Annotated in this window: 20 protein-coding genes; 14 read left to right on the top strand and 6 right to left on the bottom strand. The window is 57.5% G+C overall.

Annotation, left to right across the window (positions count from 1 at the left end; translation table 11 throughout):
* Positions 1-251 precede the first annotated feature (251 nt).
* Together hpf and AC2FJ5_RS15080 are read left to right on the top strand one after the other, a co-directional pair.
* Positions 252-815: a ribosome hibernation-promoting factor, HPF/YfiA family gene (gene hpf, locus AC2FJ5_RS15085; protein ID WP_271950796.1), complete on the top strand. Its 564-nt coding sequence runs from the start codon at positions 252-254 to the stop codon at positions 813-815.
* A gap of 60 nt (positions 816-875) precedes the next feature.
* Positions 876-1,340, top strand: a complete 465-nt coding sequence (locus AC2FJ5_RS15080; RefSeq protein ID WP_142638287.1) for a PTS sugar transporter subunit IIA — start codon at positions 876-878, stop codon at positions 1,338-1,340.
* 50 nt (positions 1,341-1,390) lie between these two features.
* Here the strand turns inward: AC2FJ5_RS15080 and dalA are convergent, their stop codons facing one another.
* On the bottom strand, positions 1,391-1,906 hold the full coding sequence (gene dalA / locus AC2FJ5_RS15075) for a divisome-associated lipoprotein DalA (RefSeq protein WP_142638285.1): 516 nt from the start codon (positions 1,904-1,906) through the stop codon (positions 1,391-1,393).
* 168 nt (positions 1,907-2,074) lie between these two features.
* Here dalA and AC2FJ5_RS15070 point away from each other — a divergent pair, with 168 nt between their 5' ends.
* Positions 2,075-2,674, top strand: a complete 600-nt coding sequence (locus AC2FJ5_RS15070; RefSeq protein WP_281973577.1) for a L,D-transpeptidase — start codon at positions 2,075-2,077, stop codon at positions 2,672-2,674.
* Positions 2,675-2,813: 139 nt separating this feature from the next.
* Positions 2,814-2,996, top strand: a complete 183-nt coding sequence (locus tag AC2FJ5_RS15065; RefSeq protein ID WP_142638281.1) for a hypothetical protein — start codon at positions 2,814-2,816, stop codon at positions 2,994-2,996.
* 75 nt (positions 2,997-3,071) lie between these two features.
* Here AC2FJ5_RS15065 and hemH read toward each other — a convergent pair whose 3' ends face one another.
* On the bottom strand, positions 3,072-4,121 hold the full coding sequence (gene hemH / locus AC2FJ5_RS15060) for a ferrochelatase (RefSeq protein WP_496743311.1): 1,050 nt from the start codon (positions 4,119-4,121) through the stop codon (positions 3,072-3,074).
* 57 nt (positions 4,122-4,178) lie between these two features.
* Positions 4,179-5,009 (bottom strand): methyltransferase domain-containing protein, encoded by an 831-nt coding sequence (locus AC2FJ5_RS15055; protein ID WP_496793841.1) that lies wholly within the window; start codon positions 5,007-5,009, stop codon positions 4,179-4,181.
* Positions 5,010-5,055: 46 nt separating this feature from the next.
* On the opposite strand from AC2FJ5_RS15055, the gene AC2FJ5_RS15050 reads away from it, so the two are divergent.
* Genes AC2FJ5_RS15050 through AC2FJ5_RS15035 form a run of 4 tightly spaced genes read left to right on the top strand, consistent with a single transcriptional unit; the run spans position 5,056 to position 7,335 of the window.
* Positions 5,056-5,754, top strand: coding sequence for a ComF family protein (locus tag AC2FJ5_RS15050; protein ID WP_496793839.1), 699 nt, complete (start codon positions 5,056-5,058; stop codon positions 5,752-5,754).
* Positions 5,755-5,791: 37 nt separating this feature from the next.
* The gene (grxC, locus tag AC2FJ5_RS15045) at positions 5,792-6,049 is read left to right on the top strand and encodes a glutaredoxin 3 (protein ID WP_142638273.1); all 258 of its coding nucleotides are present in this window, start codon (positions 5,792-5,794) and stop codon (positions 6,047-6,049) included.
* Complete coding sequence (locus AC2FJ5_RS15040; RefSeq protein WP_496793838.1) at positions 6,049-6,879, top strand: carbon-nitrogen hydrolase family protein; 831 nt, start codon at positions 6,049-6,051, stop codon at positions 6,877-6,879. The genes grxC and AC2FJ5_RS15040 overlap by 1 nt, the downstream gene beginning before the upstream one ends.
* Before the next feature lie 15 nt (positions 6,880-6,894).
* Positions 6,895-7,335: a MarR family winged helix-turn-helix transcriptional regulator gene (locus AC2FJ5_RS15035; RefSeq protein WP_142638269.1), complete on the top strand. Its 441-nt coding sequence runs from the start codon at positions 6,895-6,897 to the stop codon at positions 7,333-7,335.
* 2 nt (positions 7,336-7,337) lie between these two features.
* Here AC2FJ5_RS15035 and ubiG read toward each other — a convergent pair whose 3' ends face one another.
* Positions 7,338-8,084 carry a bifunctional 2-polyprenyl-6-hydroxyphenol methylase/3-demethylubiquinol 3-O-methyltransferase UbiG gene (gene ubiG, locus AC2FJ5_RS15030; protein ID WP_496793836.1) on the bottom strand — a complete coding sequence of 249 codons (747 nt, stop codon included), beginning with the start codon at positions 8,082-8,084 and terminating at the stop codon, positions 7,338-7,340.
* Between the two features lie 48 nt (positions 8,085-8,132).
* Between ubiG and pip the strand changes: the two genes are divergently transcribed.
* From pip to infB, 6 genes are all read left to right on the top strand, one after another.
* The gene (pip, locus tag AC2FJ5_RS15025; protein ID WP_496697391.1) at positions 8,133-9,110 is read left to right on the top strand and encodes a prolyl aminopeptidase; all 978 of its coding nucleotides are present in this window, start codon (positions 8,133-8,135) and stop codon (positions 9,108-9,110) included.
* Positions 9,107-9,928: an ABC transporter substrate-binding protein gene (locus AC2FJ5_RS15020; protein ID WP_496694100.1), complete on the top strand. Its 822-nt coding sequence runs from the start codon at positions 9,107-9,109 to the stop codon at positions 9,926-9,928. The genes pip and AC2FJ5_RS15020 overlap by 4 nt, the downstream gene beginning before the upstream one ends.
* A 161-nt stretch (positions 9,929-10,089) precedes the next feature.
* Positions 10,090-10,680, top strand: a complete 591-nt coding sequence (gene rimP / locus AC2FJ5_RS15015) for a ribosome maturation factor RimP (protein WP_496697395.1) — start codon at positions 10,090-10,092, stop codon at positions 10,678-10,680.
* Positions 10,680-12,293 (top strand): transcription termination factor NusA, encoded by a 1,614-nt coding sequence (gene nusA / locus AC2FJ5_RS15010; protein WP_271950779.1) that lies wholly within the window; start codon positions 10,680-10,682, stop codon positions 12,291-12,293. Before rimP ends, nusA begins: the two co-directional genes overlap by 1 nt.
* Positions 12,294-12,315: 22 nt before the next feature.
* Positions 12,316-12,939, top strand: coding sequence for an RNA-binding protein (locus AC2FJ5_RS15005; RefSeq protein ID WP_142638257.1), 624 nt, complete (start codon positions 12,316-12,318; stop codon positions 12,937-12,939).
* Positions 12,940-12,947: 8 nt separating this feature from the next.
* Positions 12,948-15,425, top strand: coding sequence for a translation initiation factor IF-2 (gene infB / locus AC2FJ5_RS15000; RefSeq protein WP_496692727.1), 2,478 nt, complete (start codon positions 12,948-12,950; stop codon positions 15,423-15,425).
* A 469-nt stretch (positions 15,426-15,894) separates the two neighbouring features.
* Here infB and AC2FJ5_RS14995 read toward each other — a convergent pair whose 3' ends face one another.
* On the bottom strand, positions 15,895-16,593 hold the full coding sequence (locus AC2FJ5_RS14995; protein WP_281973611.1) for a hypothetical protein: 699 nt from the start codon (positions 16,591-16,593) through the stop codon (positions 15,895-15,897).
* A 435-nt stretch (positions 16,594-17,028) separates the two neighbouring features.
* A complete protein-coding gene (locus AC2FJ5_RS14990; RefSeq protein WP_496703107.1) occupies positions 17,029-17,874 on the bottom strand; it encodes a LysR family transcriptional regulator in 846 nt (281 codons plus the stop codon).
* Positions 17,875-17,951 lie beyond the last annotated feature (77 nt).

The raw sequence follows: 17,951 nt of genomic DNA, 5'->3' as shown, positions 1-17,951 counted from the left end.
CTTGCGCGGAATTGCGCCCAGCGCATGGCTGAAATCACGTATATACACGCCTGTTTTGATTGACTCTGCCGCCGTCTCTTGCCTCAATTGGGTTATGGCATTTCTTCAGTTCCAGTCGGGATCGCGGTGCACCTTTGCTAAGGGGTACGTTTCTCAGCAACTGCGGAATATGCCGATATCCCCCACCCGATAAAAACACGTGCGCTGCGTAACGCAGCGTCAAAATGGGTGTGAATTGTGAAGGAGATCACATGCGTTACCAAATTAGCGGAAAACAGATCGACATCGGCGAGGCGCTGCAGACCCATGTGCAGACCGAGCTAGGGGAGGTTGTTGGAAAATATGCCCAGCGCCCGACCGACGCCAATGTCGTCTTTTCCCGTTCTGCGCATGAGTATGTTTGCGAAGCCACCGTGCATCTTTCGACCGGCCTGACTGCGCAGGCCAAGGCCCACGCTATCGAAATCTACGCAGCATTCGAGGCCTGCTGTGACAAGATGGAAACGCAGTTGCGCCGGTATAAGCGCCGCCTCAAGGACCATCACAAGGACCGATCCGAGCCGGTTGAACTCTTTGGTGCTTCCTCTTATATCCTCGCCTCTGACGAATCAGAGTCGGCTGATGAACCTGAAACGCTGCAGCCGATGATCGTGGCTGAGATGGAAACCAAGATCCCATCGTTGAGTGTTGGTGAAGCCGTAATGCAGATGGAACTAGCCGGCGCCCCGGTGCTGGTGTTCCGGAATGAAAACAAGGACGGATTGAATGTCGTGTATCGCCGTGAGGACGGCAACATTGGCTGGATTGATCCGTAACAGGCAAGAATAGCAAGGCAAGCCCCTGCGCAAGCGGGGGCAAGGCCATGGAGCGTGATCATGGAGCTTTCGAGCATACTGAAGCCCGAGGCGGTACGTGTATTGTCCGCCGCTTCCAGCAAGAAGCGGTTGTTTCAGGAAATCGGCGATGTTGCCGAGGGGGCCCTTGGTCTTGACGCGCAGGTTGTTGTGGATGGCCTGCTCGAGCGGGAGAGCCTTGGCCCAACAGGCGTTGGTCATGGAGTTGCCCTGCCACATGCGCGGCTGGGTGATCTGGCCGAAGTGGCTGGCGTTTTCGTAATGCTGGAAAAGCCGATTGATTTCGGTGCGGTAGACCGCCAGCCGGTTGATGTCGCTTTTGCGTTGTTTGCCCCGGAAGAGGCAGGTGTGGACCACCTAAAGGCGCTTGCACTGGTGTCCAGAACGCTGCGCAATACGTCGGTTTGCGCAAAGCTGCGCGCCAATCCTGATCCGGTCAAGCTCTATGCAATTTTGACCGAGGCGCAGTCGGTCCAGGCGGCTTAACTGCCCCAAAGGCAATAAAAAAGCCCCCGGTTTTCGGGGGCTTTTGCGTTTTAACCGCCGGTTCCCATTTCCAGGGTCCACCAGATTTTCCCGCCGTTCTCCTGGTGCCAGGCAAAGCCCATCTGAGTGGCTTTGGCATCCATGATGACATTTCGCGGTCCGGGTTCCTGCATCCAGGCGGCCAGCGTTTCGGTCTCGGTCTCATAGGTTTCCGAGATCGCCTCGCCGAGGAAGGTGCCGTAATAGCCGACGCGCGTCGCCCGATCCAACGGCGAAGATCCGTCCGAGCCAAAGTGCCAGGGCCGATTCTGTCGCGCCATATCCTTGGAATGGGTGGCGGCCGCGGCATTGAGCTGAGCATTCAGTTGTACCGGCTGAAGGCCCGATGCCTGGCGGAGGGCGTTAACCGAATCCAACATCCGGAATTGCAGCTTTTCTGGATTGCCACGGATCTTGTACACCGTTGGTAGTGGGCGCCCATCTGCCCCATAGGTTGGGGATCCACCCGGCGTACAGGCGGCCAGTGCAATAAAGCTAGCAAACAGTAATGAAATGATGCGCGTCATGATCGACCTGATTATTGTGTTGCCATACGGCATAGCGTGACAGAAGGCTGTGGGCAAACGCACAATGGCTTTGTTCTGCGTGATTCTGCCGGTTTCAATTGCGACTGAAGCATTCTGGCAATAAAATGCACAGGATTTTTAGATTTTCTGTGAAAAGGACCTGCGATCATGGTCAAGAAAAGCATTACTCATACAACCCGACGCGGATTCGTCGCGGGTGTCTCGGCTCTGGTCGCCTCGCCTGCGATTGCCCAATACACCCCCGGAGACCCGCTGCGCCCCGCACCCGAGGACGAACCCGCGGTGCGCCGTAACATCTCTGGCTTCAGAGCTCTGGACTGGCAGCCCTATTTTTCGAATACGAAAAACGGAGCTATCCTTGTCGATACTGTGTCGCGCGCGCTGCACTACTGGTCGGACGATCAATCAGTGTACAAACTATACCCGTCGTCGGTTCCCCTGACCGAAGAGCTGACGCGCCGCGGCCGGACCAGTGTGATCCGCAAGGTCGAGGGCCCAAGCTGGTCTCCAACACCTTCGATGAAGAAAAGAAATCCGGAATGGCCAGACTATATCCCGCCGGGTCCGGATAACCCTCTGGGAACACATGCTTTATATCTAAGCTGGAAATATTACCGAATTCACGGAACCCATGATACGCGCAAAATTGGGCGCCGATCTTCGAATGGGTGCATCGGTCTTTTCAACAACGATATTGCCGAACTGTTCTCAATGGCCAAGGTTGGCACGCAAGTGTTGCTAATTTGACGACATTTCCGCGCAGGTACCCGCTTGTGACGCAACTTCCATTTGCATTCCAGTTGGATAGCTGATTAGAAAAAAACACGAGGTAAGTCTTGAGTGCATGGTTTCACTATACGGAACCGTGCGTATCCTGGAGGTTAATATGAAGAAACTCGTTCTCGCCGCTGCACTGACTGCTGCTGCTTCGACCGCTTATGCAGGCAACCTGGAAGAGCCGGTTGTTGAAGCACCTGTTGTTGTTGAAGAAACTCAGGGTTCGTCAAACGGCATCATCCTGCCGCTGATCCTGTTGGTTGTTGTTGCCGCAGCTGTTGCAGCAAGCTAATTCGACAAGCGATATCTAAAGAAAAGGCGGTGGAGCTTTCCACCGCCTTTTTTTGTGCCTAGTGGACTGGGTGGCTTAGTCCAGCCAACCCTTCAAATTATCCTCGATCACCTTGCCCAGGGCCGCTATGTGCGATTCGTCATCGTTCAGGCATGGGATATAGGTAAAGCTTTCGCCGCCCGCGTCCTCAAAACTCTCTTTGATCTCTTCGTTGATCTCTTCCAGCGTTTCGATGCAATCGGCGGAAAACGCTGGTGCGATAACGGCGATCTTCTTCTTACCCTGTTTTGCCAGCTCGGCCACGTGGTCGACCGTATATGGCTTGAGCCATTCTTCCGGGCCGAATCGTGACTGGAAGGTCGATACAAGCTGGTCGTCCGACCAGCCCAACCTTTCTTTCAGCAACCGAGTCGTTTTTGCGCATTGGCAGTGATAAGGGTCGCCCTGTAGCAGGTAGCGTTCCGGCATGCCGTGGTAGGAACAGACCAGTATGTCCGGCTTATCTTCCATCGCGGCATAGGCTTTTTCCACAGACCCGGCCAAAGCATCGATATAGGCGGGTTCGTCAAAATAGGCGGGCACGGTGCGGCTGGCGGGTTGCCACGTTTCATCCATCAGGGCGCGGAAAAACTGATCATTGGCCGTGGCCGTCGTGGCGCCTGCGTATTGCGGGTAAAGCGGAAAGAACAGAATCCGGTCGCAGCCCGCTGCGACCATTTCCCGGACCTTTGATTTGGTCGATGGGTTGCCATAGCGCATGCAGAACTCGACCATGACCCTGTCGCCATAGCGTTCCGTCATCGCGTCCCGCATCTTGGCGGTCTGCTCTTTGGTGATCGTCATCAGCGGGCTTTCGCCCTTGTCGTGGTTCCAGATCGACTTGTACGCCTCACCCGAGCTGAAGGGCCGTTTGGTCAGGATGATCCCCTGCAGGATTGGTTGCCATTTCCACTTGGGATAGTCGATCACGCGCTGGTCCGACAGAAACTCGTTCAAATAACGGCGCATGGGCCAATAGCTGTAATCGTCGGGGGTGCCGAGATTGGCCAGCAGGATGCCGACGCGGCCCGTTTTGACTTTGGGGTGATCCGCCGGGGCATGATCGGGGCGTGTGGCGTCAAACATGTTTCACTTCCTGAGATGTCTTTGCTTCGGGCTGAGATAACCGGAATTCCGCATTCGTCAATCGGACAGTTTGCCTTCGCTTGCGCCCAGAGCATCCGCAAGCCGCATCTGGGCCGAGCCCGGACGCAGCGGTTTTGGCTGGCTTTCATCGGGCGACCAGCCAGTTAGGCAGACCAGCTCGAATGTTGCCTTGAGGCGTTTCTGATCAGTGCTAAAATGATTGGCATAGATGTCTTGCGCCCGGGCAAAGACCTGCCGGTTTGTGGGGTGTTTCATGCGGTTTTGCAGGCTGTTGGTTTCACCCATTGCCCGCAGGTCATGCATCAGGTGGGTCAGATCGCGATATTCCGCCGTCAGCCGCGCGGTATCAGCAACCGGCAGGGCCAGTCCGGCGCGTTGCAGCAACCCGCCCAGATCGCGCAGCTCGGCCATAGGCGCGATGCGGGGGCTGAGGCCGCCCGTGACCTCAACCTCGGCCTGCCCAAGCGCGGCGCGTAGTTCATGCAGGGTTTCACCGCCCAGACAGATCACCAGCAACAGCCCATCAGGTTGCAGCGCGCGGTGACACTGGATCAACTGCCCAACCGGATCATTGGCCCAGTGCAGAGCCATAGCATGGATCACCAGATCATGGGCACCGGGGGTCAGGTCCAGCACCTCGTTATCCGGGATGATCCGCGCCATTGGCAACACATCCTGCCAGACTTGCGCAAAAGGGGTCACGATCGCCGGGGCCGTAAAGCTTTTATTAACCAAGGCGAGCCGATCCTGAACCTCGTCAACTGCGGCGCGGTGCAAGAACAAGGCATCTTCCCGTGCGCGGGACCGACGCCGTGCAAGGATTGCGCGGTCGAACAGTGAGGGTGCGTTGGAATCAGGCAGTTTCATAGGGCGCAACTATCGCATGTGGCAGCGGATTCAAACCGCTGTCCAGATGATCTATCCCCCGCGCTGTCTGGGATGCGGTGATTTGACCGAGGCGGATTTCGGCCTCTGTGGCTCCTGTTGGCGTGAAACGCCCTTTATCGGTGGCGCTGTATGTGAAAGCTGCGGCGTGCCCTTGCCGGGTGAGGCCGATGGCCACCGAATCGAATGTGATGACTGTATGAAAACGCCGCGCCCCTGGCGCGATGGGCGGTCTGCGCTTTTGTATGATGGCAAGGCGCGATCCCTGATTCTGGCTCTGAAACATGGGGACCGGCCCGAGCTTGCACGCCCTGCGGCGCGCTGGATGGCCCTGGCGGGTCGGGATTTGTTTCGCGAGGACATGCTGATCGTGCCGGTACCGCTGCATTGGTCCCGGTTGCTGAAACGCAGGTACAACCAATCCGCCCTGTTAGCACAGCATCTGGGGCGGCAAACCGGGTTGGAGGCCTGTCCGGACCTTCTGGTCCGACGGACAAGAACGCCGGTTTTGGATGGAAAAACAGCCGCACAGCGCATGGAAACGCTGGAGAATGCGATTGCAGCGCATCCCAGGCGGCTTCGGCAGATGCAGGGGCGCGATATTCTGCTGGTCGATGATGTCATGACATCAGGCGCAACATTGACCTCATGTGCACGTGTCTGTCGTGCATCCGGGGCAAATCATATTTTTGTGTTGACCCTAGCGCGCGTTGCCAAGGATACCTAACTCGCCCAGGATTGTGCGAAACCCAAAGGTACGGAATATGAAATCGGTAGAAATATATACCTCGCCGCTCTGTGGCTTCTGTCACGCTGCAAAACGGCTGCTGAATCAGAAGGGCGTCGAGTTTCAGGAAGTCGATGTGCTGAGGAACCCAAAACGCAAACCTGAAATGATCCAGCGCGCCGGTGGCAAGCGGACCGTACCCCAGATCTTTATCGGATCGCAGCATGTGGGCGGATGCGACGACCTGTATGAGCTGGAACGTCAGGGCAAGCTGGACGGTTTGCTGGCGGCCTGATGAAGAGCGCCCTGCTTCAGATCACCTCGTCGGATGATCCGGCTGAAAACCTGAAAATGGTGCGCGCCCTGATGTCCGAAGCGGCAGGGCAGGGTGCGCGGTTCGTTCTGACGCCCGAGGTGACGAATTGCGTGTCCACCTCGTCCACACGGCAGCGGGAAATCCTGCAATACGAAGAAGACGACCTGACACTTGCGGGGCTGCGCGAGCAGGCCGCGAGCCTGGGGATCTGGTTTTTGATCGGCTCGTTGGCGATCAAAACACATGATGCGGATGGTCGGTTTGCCAATCGGTCTTTCATGATTGACCCTCAGGGGCAGATCGTGGCGCGGTATGACAAGATTCATATGTTCGACGTGCAGGTGTCCGAGGCCGAGACGTTTCGCGAGTCCAAAAACTACCGTCCCGGCACACGGGCGGTCATAGCCGAGACAGATTTCGGCAAGGTGGGTCTGAGTATATGTTATGATATCCGCTTCCCCCAACTGTACGCATCTCTGGCGCAGGCTGGAGCGCGCATTCTGACGGTTCCAGCCGCTTTTTCACCTGTCACGGGTGAGGCCCATTGGAAATCGCTATTGCGGGCGCGGGCGATTGAAAACGGATGCTGGGTGTTGGCCCCGGCGCAGACCGGTGAACACCCTAAAACAAGGGGAAAGACCCGCAAAACCTACGGTCACAGCATGGTCGTCGCCCCATGGGGAGAGGTCGTCATCGACGCAGGGACCGATCAGGGCATTCACTTTTTCAATTTGGATGATAGTTCTGTTACAGAAGCACGACGCCGCGTGCCTTCGCTGACACATGTCCGTCCCTTTGACGGCCCTTGATCCAGAATCTGGACTATGACAAACGATACCAATGCCCTCGCGGTCACGCTGTTCAGCGAGATCCTGACCGCAGACCAGTTATTGCGGAACCGGCTCAGCCGGGTGCTGCCCAGGGGCATGGAAATTTCGCATTTCTCGGTTTTGAACCATCTTGTCTTTGTCGGCAACGAACGCAGCCCGGCACAGCTAGCCGATACGTTTCACGTGACCCGAGGTGCCATGACCAATACCTTGGCCAAGCTGGAATGGGCCGGATATATCCACATCCGCCCCGACTGGGACGACGCCCGCCGCAAGATGGTCGCCATCAGCCCCGCTGGGCGGAGTGCTCGGGATCAGGCGATCTCCTCCATTGCGCCGCTGATCAACCGCGTGGTCGGAGAGCTGGGGCTGGAGCGGGTGCGCAGCACCCTGCCCGTACTGCGGGATTTGCGGTTGCAGTTGGAAGGGGAGTAGGTTCACCCCGGCTTCACGCTCGCCGTCACATAATTCACGCTCAAATCCCGGGCCGAGATCGACCAGCTCCACAGGATCGGGTTGAATACGAAACCCTTGCGGTCCACCGGGTCCAACCCGGCTTGACGCAACAGGTCGAACAACTCGTCAGGGGTGATGAACTTGTTCCACTCATGCGTGCCGCGCGGCAGCCAGCGCATGATCACCTCGGCACCAAAGATGGCCATCGCATAGGATTTCGGGTTGCGGTTGATGGTCGAACAAATCTCAAGTCCGCCGGGTTTCAGCAAATCCCGCGTGGCAGTCATAAAGCTGAGCGGGTCGGCCACATGTTCGACCACCTCCATGTTCAGAATCACATCAAACTGCTCACCTGCGGCGGCCATATCCTCGGCAGTGGTGTGGCGATAGTCGATCCCAAGCCCCGATTGCTCGGCATGGATGCGGGCGACGGGCAGGTTGCCCTCGGCGGCATCGGCGCCCACGACCTCGGCGCCAAGGCGAGCCATGGGTTCGCTCAGCAAGCCTCCTCCACATCCGATATCCAGCAGGCGCAGGCCCTCGAACGGGCGCGGGGCCTTCAGATCACGGTCAAATTCGCCTGCGATTTGCTGTGTGATATAATCCAGACGACAGGGGTTCAGCATATGCAGGGGCTTGAATTTCCCATGCGGGTCCCACCATTCGGCGGCCATCGCCTCGAATTTTGCGATCTCGGACGGGTCTACCGTGTTCGGATGCGCTTGCATTCCTGTCTCCGTATGCTCTTTTACGTTTAAGGACTATATAGGGCCATAATGGACAAGTACCCGGACCAAAAGCGCGCAGTGCAATATCTTTACCCGCCGATCGACCCGTTCGATCAGCGCATGGTTGATGTGGGCGATGGTCACCTTATCTATATGGAACAATGCGGCAATCCGGATGGCCTGCCGGTAGTCGTGTTGCACGGAGGTCCGGGTGGCGGATGCAGCCCCGCAATGCGGCGCTATTTCGATCCGGACGTCTTTCGGGTGATTCTGTTTGATCAGAGAGGCTGTGGACGCTCGCGCCCGCACGCATCGGTCACAGACAACACAACCTGGCATCTGGTGGCCGATATCGAACGGCTGCGCACCCTGTTGAACATCAGTGATTGGGCCGTTTTCGGTGGAAGCTGGGGCGCAACCCTGGCGTTGATCTATGCGCAGGCGCATCCTGACCGGGTGAATAGGCTGATATTGCGCGGCGTGTTTCTGGCAACGCAGGCCGAGCTGGACTGGTTCTATGGTGGTGGCGCGGGCAAGTTCTGGCCCGAGCAATGGTCCAAGTTCACCGCTCTGCTCTCCGAGACAGAGCTTTCCGATGCGATTGGGGCCTATAACAAACGCCTGTTCTCAGGGGATCGGGCGACTGAGGTTCTGTACGGACGGGCCTGGTCCGCCTGGGAAAATGCGCTGGCGTCAATCCATTCGAACGGATCCACCGGAGAAAGCCCGGGTGAGTATGCGCGCGCCTTTGCCCGGCTTGAGAATCACTATTTTATCAATCGGGCTTTCCTTGATCAGGACGGGCAGATTCTGGAGCAGATGGATCGGATCGCTCATATTCCCGGCCATATCGTTCAGGGCCGCTATGACATGATCTGCCCACCGCATTCTGCCTGGAACCTGGCCGAGCGCTGGCCGAATGTCGAATTGAAGATGGTCCGTCAGGCGGGCCATGCCCTGTCTGAACCCGGCATCAGTGCCGAATTGGTCCGCATTATGAACCGCGTGGCCGAGGGGGTAGCATGACCCGCATTGACCGCCGCGCGTTGTTTGCATCAGGTGCCGCTGCGGCGCTGTTGGCCGCAACAGGTGCGTCACTGGCGAATACGCCCAAGCCGGGTGGAACCCTGCGGCTTGCGGTGCCGCGTGACGACAGTCTTGAACAGGTTGCACGGGGGGCGGTGTTTGACACGCTGACCGAAATCGCACCGGACGGTACCTTGCGAGGTGAGCTGGCAACAGGATGGCAGACCGATACGGATGCCCGGATCTGGACGTTTGATCTGCGCGATGATGCGGTGTTCCACGACGGCGTAGCATTGGATATCGCTGATGTGATGGCGGTTTTGGCCGAAGTCGGGCGCGCCGAAGCGCTGGCCCCTAACCGGCTGCACCTTGAACTGGCCAAACCTAATCCCGGCCTGCCTTTCCTGCTGGCCGAAAGTCAATTTGTCATCCCGCGGGCTGGTCAGAGCGTCAAACCGCTGCAGATCGCCAATGGCACCGGATGCTACCGTGTCGAACGGGCTGAGGATGATCGCCACTTTCTGGGCCGCAAAGTCGTTGACCATTATAAGAGCACTCAGGCCGGTTGGGCGGATGCTTTTGAGATTATCGTCATTCCTGATGCCCGCGTCCGGGCCGAAGCATTGCGGGATGGCTATGTGGATATTGCTGCCCTGCCATCATCCGAAGGCTTGAATGGACTGCGCGGTCTGCGCCTTCACCCCAGCGAATCGGATATTGCGCTGGCTGCTGCTGCTCATGTTGGTATGCCCCAGCAGATCGGCGGCGCGCGCGCGCTGGACGACGGACGCATCGCTGAACGGTGGTGGTTGGCGTAAATTCCGGTCATGGTTCCTGCCGGGGGTTGCAGACTCGGGAAACCCTGCGTATATGCAGTTGCAACAGCGGCGTGTCAGACTTCTGGTCTGGGGCTCCACCGAGAATTTCGACGGGCCGCGCGCCCGTTTTTTTGTGCCCGACTGACAGGGTAGAGTAGCTGATGACAAACGAACTGATAGCCAAAGCTGCCATCGATCGGAGACTGGCCGAGATCATCACCCCAGTGATCGAAGATCTGGGGTATGAGCTGGTCCGTATCCGCCTGATGAGCGGCAAGCAGACCACCTTGCAGATCATGGCCGACAAGCCCGATGGTGGCATCGAAGTGGATGATTGCGCCGAGATATCGAACGCAGTCAGTGCCACGTTGGATGTCGAAGATCCGATCCTTGACGCCTATGCGCTGGAAGTGTCCAGCCCCGGCATCGACCGGCCTCTGACACGTCTCAAGGATTTTGAGATGTTCGAGGGCTATGAGGCAAAGATTGAAACCGCCGAACTGATCGACGGCCGTCGCCGCTTCAAAGGTGAGCTGGCCGGGACCGAAGGTGATGAGGTTTTGATCAATATCTCCGAGGGAGATGAGACGATCACCATCGGCTTGCAGTTTGACTGGCTAAGCGATGCCAAGCTGGTCCTGACCGATGATCTGATCAAAGAGATGCTGCGCCAGCGCAAGGACGCCGGTGCCCTGAACGAAAACGCTTTCGACGAGATTGAGACCGAAGGGTCCGAAGAGGAGACGAACTGATGGCAATCACCTCAGCCAACCAGCTGGAGCTGCTGCAGACCGCCGAGGCCGTGGCCCGCGAAAAGATGATCGACCCCGGTCTGGTTGTCGAAGCGATGGAAGAATCGCTCGCCCGTGCCGCCAAAAGCCGCTACGGCGCCGAGATGGATATCCGCGTCAGCATCGACCGCAAGACCGGCAAGGCGACGTTTACCCGTGTCCGCACCGTGGTTGAAGATGAGGAGCTTGAGAACTATCAGGCAGAGATGACCGTCGAGCAGGCCAAGCAATACATGGAAGCGCCGGAAGTCGGTAGCGTCTATGTCGAAGAAGTGCCTCCGGTCGAAATGGGCCGGATCGCGGCGCAATCCGCTAAGCAGGTGATTCTGCAGAAGGTCCGCGAAGCCGAGCGCGATCGCCAGTACGAAGACTTCAAGGATCGCGCAGGTACCATCATCAACGGAGCGGTCAAGCGCGAAGAGTTTGGCAATGTCATCGTCGATCTGGGCGGTGCCGAGGCTGTTCTGCGCCGCAACGACAAGATTGGCCGCGAAAGCTATCGCCCCAATGACCGTGTGCGCGCCTATATCAAGGAAGTTCGCCGCGAGGTTCGTGGCCACCAGATCTTCCTGTCGCGCACCGCGCCTGAATTCATGGCTGAACTGTTCAAGATGGAAGTGCCGGAAATCTATGACGGCATAATCGAGGTCAAAGCTGTTGCGCGTGATCCCGGATCGCGCGCCAAGATCGCTGTCATTTCCTATGACGGCTCGATCGACCCTGTCGGTGCCTGCGTTGGTATGCGCGGCAGCCGTGTGCAGGCCGTCGTGAATGAGCTGCAGGGCGAAAAGATCGACATCATTCCATGGAACGAAGATCAGCCCACCTTCCTGGTGAACGCGCTGCAGCCTGCCGAGGTGTCCAAGGTTGTTCTGGATGAAGAAGCGGGCAAGATCGAAGTTGTGGTTCCTGAAGAACAGCTGAGCCTTGCCATTGGCCGTCGCGGTCAGAATGTGCGTTTGGCCAGCCAGCTGACCAATCTGGACATTGATATCATGACCGAGGCCGAAGAATCGGCGCGCCGTCAGAAAGAATTCGAAGCCCGCACCAGCCTGTTCATGGAAAGCCTGGATCTGGACGAGTTCTTTGCGCAACTACTGGTCTCGGAAGGGTTTACCAACCTGGAAGAAGTCGCTTATGTCGAGCTTGACGAGCTGTTGGTCATTGACGGCGTCGACGATGGCACCGCGCAGGAACTGCAGACCCGTGCGCGTGAACACCTGGAAGCACAGGCCAAAGCGGCGCTGGATGCAGCGCGTGAGCTGGGTGTCGAGGACAGCCTTATTGAATTCGAAGGTCTGACACCCCAGATGGTAGAGGCGCTGGCCAAGGACGACGTGAAAACGTTGGAAGATTTTGCCACCTGCGCTGACTGGGAACTGGCTGGTGGTTGGACCACAGTTGATGGTGAGCGTATCAAGGATGACGGCGTTCTGGAGCCTTTTGGCATAACGCTGGAAGAGGCGCAGGATCTGGTCATGACCGCACGCATCATGCTGGGCTGGGTTGATCCTGCCGAACTGGAGCAGGCTGAAGAAGACGGCGTAGCGGCCGACGAGGAAGCCGAGGCCTGATCGCAGGCTTCGGGTGGCGCACATGGGTCGCGGTGGCGTCCATAAGGATCGGTCTGACGGACCCGAACGCAAGTGCATTGCCACTGGCGAGGTTCAGCCTAGATATGGGCTGATCCGCTTTGTGGTCGGGCCAGACGGTCAGGTCTTTCCTGATGTCGCGGCAAAACTGCCGGGGCGCGGTGTTTATGTCTCGGCCGACCGCAGCGCGTTGGACAAAGCCATCGGCAAGAAATTGTTCGCGCGGGGGTTCAAGGCGCAGGTCACTGTGTCAAAGGATCTGGCCGATGAGGTTGAAAAGCAGATTGCGCGGCGCGTGATCGAGCTTTTGAGCCTTGCACGCAAGTCCGGTGATGCGGTTGCTGGCTATGAAAAGGTCAAGGCAATGCTGGACCGGGAAGAGGCCCAGATATTGCTTCAGGCTTCTGATGGATCGGGGCGCGGCAAGTCGAAACTCAGCACGCCGCACTTTGGGAAATACATCGGCTGGTTGACCGCAGACGAACTTGGGGCGGCATTTGGGCGCCAAACCGTGATTCATGCGGCCTTGGCCTCTGGCGGACTCGCCAAACGTGTTGTAGAGGAAGCGCAGCGCCTGCATGGCTTGCGCGAAACGGATGACGGCGGCAAGGGCCGCGCGGAAGGGTAAGAAGCTTTATGAGCGATAGTGACGGCAAAAAGACATTGGGTCTTCGTGGCGGGGCGCGCCCCGGAAATGTGAAACAAAGTTTCAGCCACGGACGTACCAAGAATGTCGTGGTGGAAACCAAACGCAAACGCGTGGTGGTCCCCAAGCCGGGTGCGGCCAAAACCGGTGGTGGAGCTACGCCATCAGGTGATCCGTCGCGTCGTCCAGCCGGGATTTCCGACGTGGAAATGGCGCGCCGGATGAAGGCGCTGCAGGCTGCCAAGGCGCGTGAGGTCGAAGAGGCCGCCGAGCGTCAGGCCGCTGAAAAAGCGCGCGAGGAAGAGCGTGCCCGTCGCCGTGCGGAACTAGAGGCCAAAGAGCGCGAACAGCGCGAGGCCGAAGAACGCGCGCGCGCCAAGGCCGAAGAGGAAGAACGCAAGCGCAAAGAGGCTGAAGATGCCGCTAAGCGTGTCGCGGCGACCCCGACTCCTGAAGAGCCAAAAGCCGCCCGCAGCCCGGCCAGCAAGCCTGCGCCCGCAGCAACGCCACGCAAGCAGGATCGCGAGCGTGAACAGCGCGGCACGCGCACCAAGGGCCGTGACGATAACCGCCGTTCAGGCAAGCTGACTCTGGGTCAGGCGACCGGTGGTGAAGGCAACCGCCAGCGTTCGATGGCAGCCATGAAGCGTAAGCAAGAGCGCGCGCGTCAGAAAGCCATGGGCGGCGCTGTCGAGCGGGAAAAGGTTATCCGTGACGTACAGCTGCCCGAGGCGATTGTCGTGTCCGAGCTGGCCAACCGTATGGCCGAGCGTGTCGCGGACGTTGTCAAATCGCTGATGAACATGGGCATGATGGTCACGCAGAACCAGACCATTGACGCTGATACTGCGGAACTGATCATCGAAGAATTTGGCCACAAGGTCACGCGCGTCTCGGCCTCTGACGTCGAGGACGTCATCAAAGAGATCGAAGACAGCGAAGGCGATCTGCAGTCGCGTCCGCCGGTCATTACCATCATGGGTCACGTTGACCACGGTAAGACCTCGTTGCTGGACGCGATCCGCGACGCTCGCGTTGTGGCGGGTGAGGCCGGGGGTATTACCCAGCATATTGGCGCTTATCAGGTGAAAACCGATGGCGGCACAACGCTGTCTTTCCTGGATACACCGGGTCACGCGGCCTTTACCTCGATGCGTTCGCGCGGGGCACAGGTCACGGATATCGTGGTTCTGGTTGTTGCTGCGGATGACGCGGTGATGCCGCAGACGATCGAGGCGATCAACCACGCCAAAGCGGCGGGTGTCCCGATGATCGTTGCGATCAACAAGGTCGACAAGCCGGATGCGAACCCGGACAAGGTGCGCACCGATCTGCTGCAGCACGAAGTCATCGTTGAGAAAATGTCGGGTGAGGTTCAGGACGTCGAAGTGTCCGCCATTACCGGTCAGGGTCTGGATGAGCTGTTGGAAGCCATCGCGTTGCAATCCGAAATTCTTGAGCTGAAAGCCAACCCGAATCGCGCCGCCCAGGGTGCCGTGATCGAGGCGCAGTTGGATGTGGGCCGTGGACCTGTTGCTACCGTTCTGGTTCAAACCGGTACATTGCGTCAGGGCGATATCTTTGTTGTGGGTGAGCAATACGGTAAAGTCCGTGCACTGATCAACGACAAGGGCGAACGCGTCAAAGAGGCAGGCCCCTCGGTTCCGGTTGAGGTTCTGGGTCTGAATGGCACGCCCGAGGCCGGGGACGTTCTGAACGTGACCGAGACTGAAGCGCAGGCGCGTGAAATCGCCGCCTACCGTGAACAGGCCGCCAAGGACAAACGCGCCGCCGCCGGTGCCGCAACCACCCTTGAACAGCTGATGCAGAAGGCCAAGGAAGACGAAAACGTCACCGAGCTGCCAATTCTGATGAAAGCGGACGTGCAGGGTTCTGCCGAAGCCATCGTTCAGGCGATGGAGAAGATCGGCAACGACGAAGTACGCGTGCGGGTGCTGCATTCAGGCGTCGGCGCGATCACCGAAACGGATGTCGGCTTGGCGGAAGCGTCCGGAGCCCCGATCTTGGGCTTCAACGTGCGTGCCAATGCTTCAGCCCGGAACACCGCGAACCAAAAGGGCGTGGAAATCCGCTACTACTCGGTGATCTACGATCTGGTCGACGACGTGAAAGCCGCCGCATCAGGCCTGTTGAGCGCCGAGATCCGCGAAAAGTTCATCGGTTATGCCGAGATCCGCGAAGTCTTCAAGGTTACAGGCGTTGGCAAGGTTGCTGGCTGTCTGGTTACAGAAGGCGTGGCGCGTCGTTCCGCAGGTGTCCGCCTGCTGCGCGACAACGTGGTGATCCACGAAGGCACGCTGAAGACGCTGAAGCGCTTCAAAGACGAAGTGGCCGAGGTTCAGTCGGGTCAGGAATGCGGTATGGCATTCGAGAACTATGACGATATCCGCGCCGGAGACGTCATCGAAATCTTCGAGCGCGAAGAGGTCACCCGGACACTGGATTGATCCGGACAGAACTGAAATTCGGAAAACAGCGGCTCTAACGGGCCGCTGTTTTTCTTTTGGAGAGCTGACGTGAGCCTTTGACTTTATGCGCGAGTTTGTTTGAAGTTAATCATCAAGTCGCACCGGGTAGCCTTGGTTCAAGAGGCAAAGTAAATCTAGGTTGGTGTCGGCTATGCGGTCAAAGCAGCCTTATGCAACTGCTGCTATTGCTGACGCAGCATCGGTGAGCAGCTGCTGCACGCGCATCGCTGCGGTGCAACTTATTTCGTCAAACCGGCCATTCAAGGCAAGGTCATAGTCCGAATTTCGAACGGAGCTTTCGGTGCATCCAGATTGGACAATCTGGACGCATGAAACAGCGCTCATTGCTTACGATGGCGACAACGAGCGCTTCCAGAATGCGCCCCGAAAAATTGACCTGGTGAATACTAGCGGCAATGCGGGAGGCACACGCACCAGCGCTGTCTGATCAGTCCGTTGAGAAGCAATAAAACAGACCCGCCCCGCCAGAACGTGGCAGATGTTCTTCTCCACAACCACGCGAGCCGTGCGACGAGTTCCAAGACACCATGTTTCGCGCATCATTGAGACCCACACGGTCATGATGTCCGACAATCGCGGACCCGTCTTCACTATTCGAAGTCCAGTTGCTGCATGTCGTATCGCCACCTGCCGTCGAGAAATGTCCGGCAGAATCGGAGCCAGTCAAAATGTCATGTTTGTTCGGCTGACTACCACGCCCATTTACAGGGTTACCGTTTTCATCGAGTGCGGTCAGAATACTAATGTTCACGCTGTCGCTGTGTAGGTCTTCTACATTGTTGGCGATGAGTTCTCCCTTGGCATTGTACCATGGACCCGCCCCGATTCGGTCGCGTGCCGAAATACCGTTGGTTATTGTCATCGGGTCGGTGCTGCGATCAATGGACATTGACGTGCTCAGATAGGCCGAAAAAGTTTTGGAAGAACCGACCGCAGAAGCAAGTGCATTACAATGAGCATCGGCGCCGTCGAGGCCGCCTAGATTGGCACCGTCTCCTTTGCCTACACTAGTGATGAAGAACGACATCTCATCGCCTGCCGATTGTGCCTGAACGATTGCCGCGAAACAGCAGATTACGAGTGCAGCAACCCCATGGACAGCTGTTCTGTTGGTGAACTTCGACATGTGATTCTCCCTTCTTGCTGTTTGATCTCCGATGCTAGCCGTATGCATTGCTTGGGTCCACGATTAGCGCACAGGGATTAGAGAACATGACAGTTCAGCCTTCGAAACATATCTTGACGGAATATTGGTCGGCACAGACGTTATGGCCGACTTTCGTCACCATTGTGGCAAACCCAAAATGGGGTTCGCACGAAACTTTCGCCGCGAGTATTGCGAACGCCCGGTCTGACAGACGTACTCCACCACCGTGCTGTGATCGATTGCCTCAGATGCTGGACAAAGCAGCTTTCCGACTTGACCGCGGCAATGTCCGTAGTCAGCCTAAAGCCGCTATTGCGCTGAATGCCTTGCATCGGAATGTCGGCCTTTGAAACACTGAACTCGTAATGCTGCTCTGCAAATAATGCGACTGCTTACAACTGTTTTTGGGTGATTTCAGTTGGCTAGAGCTTTGGCTATACGTTCAACCAAGGCCCGTTGCACGAGAGCAAACCTTGGTGTCTGCGCGATTTCCTCTAGTGTTGCGACCCAGAGCGGAACTTCGATTTGGGGATTCATGCCGTGCGATCTATGAAGGCGGGGGTCAGCATCGCCGATGAATTCTGGTAAAAATGTCTTGCCCGCTCCGGAAGCGGCCATCTGCTGAAGCACCAAAAAACTGTCTGCTCCGTTGGTAGCTTGTTCGGTTTTCGCGTTTTCTGCTAGCCACTTGGCAGGCAGAGAGCGGCTCAACGCGCCGTCAAGCCTCATCCATTTACGATTTGGGGAACCATCATCATAGACCCCAAACGACAATGTACCTGATCGTTCTCCGACCAGGCCGTCCTCAAGTTTAATCGATGGGCGCACAGCGATATCCGCAGTCAGCCGGGATAGATCACGGTGGCTGTTGCTACTCAACAAAGTCAGTTCCAACCCTGGGTACTCTTTGGAAATTTCATTCAAAATCTGAGGCAATACCATCTGGCAAAGACTGTCAGTGGACGTGATGCGAACGTGACCAACAGGAGAGCGGTTCGCGCCTACGATTGCCCTCTCTACTGAAAGCACCGCATCTTCAACGTTTTCCATAGCCGAGAGAATTGTTCTGGCCTCAGGCAGCGCGGAATATCCAGAAGAGCTCTTCCGAAAAATCGCACAGCCACTTCTCTGTTCAAAGGCAACCACTCTGCGCAGGACTGTCGCATGCGTTACCCGCAAAGCTTCCGCCGCCGAGTTCAGCGAACCGAATCTATCAACGGCAAGCACATATCGAATGTCATCCCAATTATCGTTGTTCATAAATTAACAGGAGGCGGCGAATAACAAACAATTACAAGTAAATTCGTTCAAGCTAACATTCGAAGTATTGAACAGGG

The organism is Ruegeria sp. CDSA221 (genome assembly GCF_059611825.1).
This window is presented reverse-complemented; position numbering and strand designations above follow the sequence as displayed.

What these genes read in the sequence shown, in the direction of transcription:
- hpf (WP_271950796.1), top strand. Translation starts at nt 252, where the DNA reads ATGCGTTACCAAATTAGCGGAAAACAGATCGACATCGGCGAGGCGCTG.
- AC2FJ5_RS15080 (WP_142638287.1), top strand. Translation starts at nt 876, where the DNA reads ATGGAGCTTTCGAGCATACTGAAGCCCGAGGCGGTACGTGTATTGTCC.
- dalA (WP_142638285.1), bottom strand. Translation starts at nt 1,906, where the DNA reads ATGACGCGCATCATTTCATTACTGTTTGCTAGCTTTATTGCACTGGCC.
- AC2FJ5_RS15070 (WP_281973577.1), top strand. Translation starts at nt 2,075, where the DNA reads ATGGTCAAGAAAAGCATTACTCATACAACCCGACGCGGATTCGTCGCG.
- AC2FJ5_RS15065 (WP_142638281.1), top strand. Translation starts at nt 2,814, where the DNA reads ATGAAGAAACTCGTTCTCGCCGCTGCACTGACTGCTGCTGCTTCGACC.
- hemH (WP_496743311.1), bottom strand. Translation starts at nt 4,121, where the DNA reads ATGTTTGACGCCACACGCCCCGATCATGCCCCGGCGGATCACCCCAAA.
- AC2FJ5_RS15055 (WP_496793841.1), bottom strand. Translation starts at nt 5,009, where the DNA reads ATGAAACTGCCTGATTCCAACGCACCCTCACTGTTCGACCGCGCAATC.
- AC2FJ5_RS15050 (WP_496793839.1), top strand. Translation starts at nt 5,056, where the DNA reads ATGATCTATCCCCCGCGCTGTCTGGGATGCGGTGATTTGACCGAGGCG.
- grxC (WP_142638273.1), top strand. Translation starts at nt 5,792, where the DNA reads ATGAAATCGGTAGAAATATATACCTCGCCGCTCTGTGGCTTCTGTCAC.
- AC2FJ5_RS15040 (WP_496793838.1), top strand. Translation starts at nt 6,049, where the DNA reads ATGAAGAGCGCCCTGCTTCAGATCACCTCGTCGGATGATCCGGCTGAA.
- AC2FJ5_RS15035 (WP_142638269.1), top strand. Translation starts at nt 6,895, where the DNA reads ATGACAAACGATACCAATGCCCTCGCGGTCACGCTGTTCAGCGAGATC.
- ubiG (WP_496793836.1), bottom strand. Translation starts at nt 8,084, where the DNA reads ATGCAAGCGCATCCGAACACGGTAGACCCGTCCGAGATCGCAAAATTC.
- pip (WP_496697391.1), top strand. Translation starts at nt 8,133, where the DNA reads ATGGACAAGTACCCGGACCAAAAGCGCGCAGTGCAATATCTTTACCCG.
- AC2FJ5_RS15020 (WP_496694100.1), top strand. Translation starts at nt 9,107, where the DNA reads ATGACCCGCATTGACCGCCGCGCGTTGTTTGCATCAGGTGCCGCTGCG.
- rimP (WP_496697395.1), top strand. Translation starts at nt 10,090, where the DNA reads ATGACAAACGAACTGATAGCCAAAGCTGCCATCGATCGGAGACTGGCC.
- nusA (WP_271950779.1), top strand. Translation starts at nt 10,680, where the DNA reads ATGGCAATCACCTCAGCCAACCAGCTGGAGCTGCTGCAGACCGCCGAG.
- AC2FJ5_RS15005 (WP_142638257.1), top strand. Translation starts at nt 12,316, where the DNA reads ATGGGTCGCGGTGGCGTCCATAAGGATCGGTCTGACGGACCCGAACGC.
- infB (WP_496692727.1), top strand. Translation starts at nt 12,948, where the DNA reads ATGAGCGATAGTGACGGCAAAAAGACATTGGGTCTTCGTGGCGGGGCG.
- AC2FJ5_RS14995 (WP_281973611.1), bottom strand. Translation starts at nt 16,593, where the DNA reads ATGTCGAAGTTCACCAACAGAACAGCTGTCCATGGGGTTGCTGCACTC.
- AC2FJ5_RS14990 (WP_496703107.1), bottom strand. Translation starts at nt 17,874, where the DNA reads ATGAACAACGATAATTGGGATGACATTCGATATGTGCTTGCCGTTGAT.